Source organism: Gaiella sp. (assembly GCF_035558935.1).
Lineage (GTDB): Bacteria > Actinomycetota > Thermoleophilia > Gaiellales > Gaiellaceae > Gaiella.
In genome coordinates this window covers 1-6,225 of the sequence record NZ_DATMBZ010000163.1, presented here as the reverse complement: position 1 = coordinate 6,225, position 6,225 = coordinate 1, and the positions used below count along the sequence as shown (strand labels likewise).

The window sequence follows — 6,225 nt, the reverse complement described above, 5'->3', positions numbered from 1 at the left end:
GCCCTGGAAAGCCATGCCCTGTGCGTCCCCCGCGTTGTCCCACGCCGTCCGGGTGGGCCTCGCGTACGTCTCCTCCGTCGGCAAGGAGGACGCGGAGACACTGGAGGCGGAACGGGAAGCAAACGGGCCCTACCGCGACGTCGGCGACCTCGCCCGCCGCGCCACGATCTCCCGCGAGGCGCTCGAAGCGCTCGTCCGGGGCGGGGCCTGCGACTGTTTCGGCCCGAGGCGGCGCGACCTCCTCTGGGAGCTCGGGCTCGCGACCAGGCCGCGCTCCGTCGAGGGGACGCGCGGCGAGGCGAAGCAGCTGACGCTCTCGCTCGACCCGACCGCGGAGACGCCTGCCCTGCCCGATCTCACCCGCTGGGAGCGGATGCTCGCCGACTACCGCGAGACGGGCCTCTCGGTCGGGACGCATCCGCTCGCGCTGCTCCGCCCGCATCTCCCGCCCGGGACGCTCTCGAGCCCCGAGCTCCACGAGTCGCGGCACGGGTCGTCGGTCGCGTACGCGGGCCTGGCCATCGCGCGGCAGCGCCCGGCGACCGCGAACGGGATCGTGTTCATGTTGCTCGAGGACGAGCACGGCCAGGTAAATCTCATCGTCCCGAAAGAGGTCTACGAGCGGCACCGCGGGATCGTCAGGGGCGAGCCGATCGTCCTCGTCCGCGGCCGCTACGAGCGGGTCGAGCGGAACCGGAACATCCTCGTCCGCGAGCTCGAGAGCCTCTCCGCGCTTGCCCGCCGCGTTGCCGCGACCCCCGACCTCGTCACAGCCCTCCCTCGCGCGCACCACTTCGGTCACCGCTGAGGAGGCGCAGCGCAGCGTCGACGAGGTCGACCCGGTCGAGACCTGGAACGTCGGCGATCGGGATCCACGCAGCCTTGTCGGTCGTGCCCCCGACCTCGTCCGTCAGCTCGCCGCCGACGATCCGGGCCTCGAACACGACGCGAATCCCCTCGAGCGCGCGGCCGGACCCGTCGAGCCGGTCGCGGGCGGCGACCGTGAACCTGTCCTCGCCGAGCAACCGCACGAGCTCGACGTCGTAGCCGGTCTCCTCGCGCACCTCGCGCACCGCGGCCTCTTCGGGCGTCTCTCCCTCCTCCACACCGCCGCCGGGAACTGTCCAGGCGGGCGTCGGGCCCTCGTTCCAGAGAGCGAGCAGGATCCGCTGGCGGTCGTCGACGAGCACGGCATAGGCACCGACTCGAACGTCGCTGTCGTGGCGCTCCATCAGCCTCCGGGCCGGACGAGCGAGACCTCGACGTACTCCGTCGCTTGCGCGAAGCCGAGCTTCTCGTACGCGCGGATCGCGGCCGCGTTGTCGGCTCGGACGTTGAGCGAGATCACGTCGATTCCGTCGCTCTGGAGGACGCGACACAGGCGCGCGCAGGCCGCGGTCGCCAGGCCGGAGCCGCGGAGCTCCGGCAAGGTCGCGACGTTGCCGAGCGCCGCGACGCGCCACGCCGGCGACCAGACGTGCACGCCCGCAACGCACCCGAGCCTGCCGTCGCGCCGGATACCGACGTACCGGCCGGTCTCGAGCATGCGGGCCTGAAACCACGAGCCGGGATAGGCGTTGGCGTAGAACCGCTCGACCTCTGCGAGGTCCGCGGAGGAGAGGAGCGTGGCCCCGGCCGTATCGTGCGGCTCGAGGCGAGACGGGTCGACCAGGCCGAGCTTGAGATGCGCGGCCGGCGGGCTCGCCGGGACCAGATGCGGCGCGAGCACCTCGACGAGACCGGGGGAGAGGTGCGCATACAAACGGTGGGGAAGCTCGGCGACGAGGCCCTGGAGGAGCTCGCGCATGCCGGCGTCGGGCTTCTCTGCGATTGCGAGCAGCACCGGCGGGTCGGGCTCGTCGTAGAGGAGCACGAGCTGCTCGAGGTGCCCGTCGCGCTCCAGGCCCAGCCAGCGCGTGTGCGGCCAGAAGAAGTCGTCGAGATCGCCCAGCTCGTAGGCGTGGGCGGCCGGCCGTCGACGGCAGAACGCCGCGATCGCATCTCGATCACGAAGCTCGACGATTGCCACGCGAAGCGGAGCGGGTCAGCCCGTCATGTCGGCGGTTCCGGGACGCGGCTCCTCGACCGGAGGCACGCCGGCCCGGCGGCACCATCCCTCGTCGAGGGTGAGCGCCGCGTCCACGAGCGCGAGGTGCGTGAAGGCCTGGGGGAAGTTCCCGACGAGACGGCCGGCCGCCACGTCGTACTCCTCCGAGAGCAGACCCAGATCGTTCCGCAGGCCGAGAAGGCGCTCGAAGAGGGCTTCCGCCTCCTGGAGTCGCCCCTGGAGCGCGTAGACCTGCGCCAGCCAGAACGAGCACGGCAGGAACGTCCCCTCACCCGGCGGCAACCCGTCGACCTCCACGTTCTCGTCGTCGGCGCGATAGCGCTCGACCAACCCGTCACGGACGAGCTCCCGCTCGATCGCGGCGACCGTGCCGGCGATGCGATCGTCGTCCACAGGGAGAAACCCGACGAGCGGCATCATCAGCGCGCTGGCGTCGAGCCGCTGCAAGCCGTACGACTGCGTGAACGCGCCGAGCTCCGTGTCGAAGCCCTCACGGCACACCTCCTCGTGGATCTCGTCGCGGATCGCCTTCCAGCGGTCGGTGGGCCCCTCGCGGTCGAACTGCTCGACGCTCCGCACCGCGCGGTCGAACGCCACCCAGGCCATCACCTTCGAGTGGGTGAAGTGACGGCGCGGGCCGCGTACCTCCCAGATTCCCTCGTCCGGCTCGCGCCAGCCGTTCTCGAGCCACTCGAGCAGCTTCCTGCTGAGGTTCCAGGCCTCCGACGAGGCCGCGAGCCCGGCGACGCGCGCGTGGTACAGCGCGTCGGCAACCTCGCCGTAGACGTCGAGCTGGAGCTGCTTGGACGCTGCGTTGCCGACCCGCACGGGCCGCGATCCCTCGTAGCCGTCGAGCCACTCGAGCTCGATCTCGGGCAGGCGCCGCTCGCCGGCCAGCCCGTACATGATCTGGAGTTGGTCGGGCAGGCCGGCGATCGCCCGCAGCAGCCAGTCGCGCCACGCCCGCGCCTCGTCCTCGTAACCGGCGCGGACGAGCGCGAGGAGGGTGAGCGTCGCGTCGCGAAGCCAGCAATAGCGGTAGTCCCAGTTCCGCACTCCGCCGAGCGCCTCGGGGAGTGAGGTCGTGGCCGCGGCGACGATCCCGCCGGTCGGCGCGTACGTCAGCGCCTTGAGCGTGATCAGCGAGCGCACGAGCGGCTCGCGGAAGCGTCCGACGTGCACGCAGTCCGTCACCCATTCCCGCCAGAACGACTCGGTCTCTCCGAGCGCCTGCTCGGCGTCGACCCGGTCCGGCGGCGGATGATGCGACGGATACCACGTCAGCACGAACGGGACGCGGTCGCCTTCGCTCACGTCGAACTCGGCGACGGTGTGGAAGTTCCGGCCCACGAGCTCGACCGGGGTTGCGAGGAAGAGGGCGTCGGGGCCGGCGATGGCGAGGATGCCGTCCTCACGACGGCGGACCCAGGGGATCGTCCAGCCGTAGTCGAACCGGATGCTGAGGCTCATCCTCATGGCGACGGTGCCGCTCACGCCCTCGACGATCCGGACCACATCGGGTGCCTCCCCGCGCGGGGGCATGAAGTCGATCAACCTCACGACGCCGTCGGCCGTCTCGAGCTCGGTCTCGAGGACGAGCGTGTCTTCCCGGTAGCGTCGGGTCGCGCGGGTGACCGGCGCGTCGGGAGAGAGCTCCCAGCGGCCGTTCTCCTCGTCGCCGAGCAGTGCGGCGAAGCAGGCGCCCGAGTCGAAGCGTGGGAAGCAGAGCCAGTCGATGCAGCCGTGACGTGAGACGAGCGCGGCCGTCTGCAGGTCGCCGATGAGGCCGTAGTCCTCGATCCGCGCGGCCATGCCTGCACGCTATCGCGCGCAGGCTCAGAATCGCCGCATGCGGGCCGTCGTCCAGCGGGTGTCGAGCGCATCGGTGCGCGTCGAGGGCGAGACGGTCGGTGCATGCGGTCGGGGGCTGCTCGTGCTCGTCGGTGTCAGGCACGAAGACACGTCCGAAACGGCCGCACGGCTGGCGGCGAAGATCGCGCGGCTGCGCATTTTCGAGAACGAGGAAGGGCGCTTCGACCGTTCGATCCTCGACATCGGGGGCGAAGCGCTCGTCGTCAGCCAGTTCACGCTCCTCGCCGATGCCAGACGTCAGAAGGGAACTAGGCCCGACTTCTCGCAGGCTGCGCCCAAGGAGCAAGCCGAGCCGCTCTATGAGCGCTTCTGCGAAGAGCTGCGCGCGCTGGGCGTCCCGGTCGCGACGGGCTCCTTCGGCGCGTACATGGAGGTCGAGATCGTGAACGACGGGCCCGTGACGATCGTGCTCGACGTCGAGCCGTAAGCCGGAGTGTGGGGGAATGCGGCACGCTCCGGCAGCGCGAGCGAAGCTGGAGGGTGGAGTGCCGCGCCGTCTCGATTACGCCCGCGTCGGCGAAGACGATTCCTCGGCGTTACTCGGCGTTACCGAAGTTCGAGAAGCGCCTCCTCGATCTCCTCGCCCATCCGCTCGTCCAGGTGCCGCTCCGACCCAATCGTCGTGAAGCCGCACTTCTCGAGTACGCGGAGCGAGCCGACGTTGCTCCGTACCACGCACGCATAGAGCGGCCGCTCGGTCACCTCGCGCAGCAGCGCCGCGAGCGCGGCCGTCGCGATGCCCCGTCCCCAGTAGGCGCGCCCGAGCCAGTAGCCCACCTCGCGCTTGCCGTCGCGTTCGAAGCAGAGCATGTGACCGGCGACCTCGCCGTCGGCGGCGATCGTCCAAGCGTAATTTGCCTCGTCCGCCAGGATCCGCTCGCGCCAGTGAGTCGTGAACGTGTCGTGGTCACGTAGCGGGAACACGGCCACGCGCCGCGCCTCTGGGTCGAGCTGGTGCTCGTAGAACACCTCGACGTCCGCGTCTGTGACCGGGCGCAGCTCCACTTCCATGCGCCGATCCTGACATCTGCGGCCTTCCGAACGTGTTCGCGGCGACGTGCGAGAGAGCCAGGGCTAGAGCTCGAGGCTCAGCGTCACGGGGCCGTAGTCGACGAGCGCGACCTCCATCCTCGCGCCGAAGACGCCGGTCTCAACGTGGACGCCTTCGCACCACGCGCTCACGACAGCCAGTCGCGTACCCAGCAAGCCGGTCGGGCGCCCGGTCATCCGACCGCCCGGCATCGGGCAGGTGCTCGGCGTCAGATGAGAACGGACGTGTGTGCTGCGTCTACATTGCGACCGTGGGCACGGTGGTCGTCGATAGGGAACGGAAGTGCCCGATGTGTGGTCACGCGACCTGGGTGCTTCTCGATGGCCACTCACTGCTTCAAGCCCTCGAAGGAGGCCTCGAAGCCCTGGCGTACTCCTGCGATACGTGCGGCTTCATTCGCTGGCATCGACTGGACAAGGCCATACCGCCCTCGCAGCCGTTCCCGAGCCGCGGCGACTGAGCTCGACTTGGGACGTCCGTTGTCGATTGAGCTGGCCGGCCGGGGGACACCTTGAATGAATCGTCACTAAGTTCTATCGTGGAGCAGAGCCTTTCTTCAGCGGCAAAGGCTCTGGGGGTGGGGATGAAGCAGGAAAGGCGCTCGGGGGGAGATGGGCGGGCGCCGAAGGGTGGTGACACAGGATGAGGCACTCACGACGATTGCTCGTGGGACTCGCGGTTGCGGTGGTGGTCGGCATGACGGCCGCCGTAGCCAGCGCAGCCGTCAACATCCACAACGTCTCGTTCACCGACAACGGGCTCACGTTGACCGCGACCGGCAAACTATCCGGTCTAGGAAACGCTGACCTCACGGTGAACGCGACCGCAACCGGAACGCCAGCTGCGACCTGCACGAACAAGGGGGGGACTCAGGCACCAGGCCAGAATCCCGCGCAGGTCACAGTCGGCGGATCGCAGCCGATCTCGGCTGACGCCATCAAGAACGGGACGGTTACCTTCAGCGTGACCACCTCGGGGCCAGGGCCAATCTCAGCCCAGGACGCGGGTTGCCCGAACGGCAACTGGACGGCCACAATCACGGACATCGCCTTCACGAGCGTCAGGATCACCGTTGTCCAGGGCGGCGTAACCGTGTTCGACCAGACGTTCACGCTGTGACAGGCACGCTCCCAAGGTGAGGCACGAAACGTAAGCCGCTTCTCCCAAACTGCTTCCTCCCCCTCCCGCCTCAACACCGTCGAGCGACGGAGCCCAGCCTGCTTCCGCGCGATGC

6 protein-coding genes and 2 pseudogenes are annotated in these 6,225 nt (G+C 69.6%); 3 read left to right on the top strand and 5 right to left on the bottom strand.

Annotated elements, in window-relative coordinates; translation table 11 throughout:
- Window positions 1-808, top strand: a pseudogene (locus VNM44_RS15445) (error-prone DNA polymerase); the annotation flags it as partial.
- On the opposite strand, the gene VNM44_RS15440 reads toward VNM44_RS15445, so the two are convergent.
- Genes VNM44_RS15440 through VNM44_RS15430 form a run of 3 tightly spaced genes read right to left on the bottom strand, consistent with a single transcriptional unit; the run spans window position 768 to window position 3,880 of the window.
- Window positions 768-1,232, bottom strand: coding sequence for an NUDIX hydrolase (locus VNM44_RS15440; RefSeq protein WP_325626883.1), 465 nt, complete (start codon window positions 1,230-1,232; stop codon window positions 768-770). The pseudogene VNM44_RS15445 and the gene VNM44_RS15440 sit on opposite strands and share 41 nt — an antisense overlap.
- Window positions 1,232-2,029, bottom strand: a complete 798-nt coding sequence (locus tag VNM44_RS15435; protein WP_325626881.1) for a GNAT family N-acetyltransferase — start codon at window positions 2,027-2,029, stop codon at window positions 1,232-1,234. The genes VNM44_RS15440 and VNM44_RS15435 overlap by 1 nt, the downstream gene beginning before the upstream one ends.
- A 15-nt stretch (window positions 2,030-2,044) precedes the next feature.
- A complete protein-coding gene (locus VNM44_RS15430) occupies window positions 2,045-3,880 on the bottom strand; it encodes a glycoside hydrolase family 15 protein (protein ID WP_325626879.1) in 1,836 nt (611 codons plus the stop codon).
- Window positions 3,881-3,917: 37 nt separating this feature from the next.
- Between VNM44_RS15430 and dtd the strand changes: the two genes are divergently transcribed.
- Window positions 3,918-4,367, top strand: a complete 450-nt coding sequence (gene dtd / locus VNM44_RS15425; RefSeq protein WP_325626877.1) for a D-aminoacyl-tRNA deacylase — start codon at window positions 3,918-3,920, stop codon at window positions 4,365-4,367.
- Window positions 4,368-4,486: 119 nt separating this feature from the next.
- Here the strand turns inward: dtd and VNM44_RS15420 are convergent, their stop codons facing one another.
- Entirely contained in the window at window positions 4,487-4,951 is a 465-nt protein-coding gene (locus VNM44_RS15420; protein WP_325626874.1) for a GNAT family N-acetyltransferase, read from the bottom strand.
- A gap of 63 nt (window positions 4,952-5,014) precedes the next feature.
- Window positions 5,015-5,107 (bottom strand): annotated as a pseudogene (locus VNM44_RS15415) (D-aminoacyl-tRNA deacylase); the annotation flags it as partial.
- Window positions 5,108-5,657: 550 nt separating this feature from the next.
- On the opposite strand from VNM44_RS15415, the gene VNM44_RS15410 reads away from it, so the two are divergent.
- A complete protein-coding gene (locus VNM44_RS15410; RefSeq protein ID WP_325626870.1) occupies window positions 5,658-6,110 on the top strand; it encodes a hypothetical protein in 453 nt (150 codons plus the stop codon).
- Window positions 6,111-6,225: the final 115 nt, after the last annotated feature.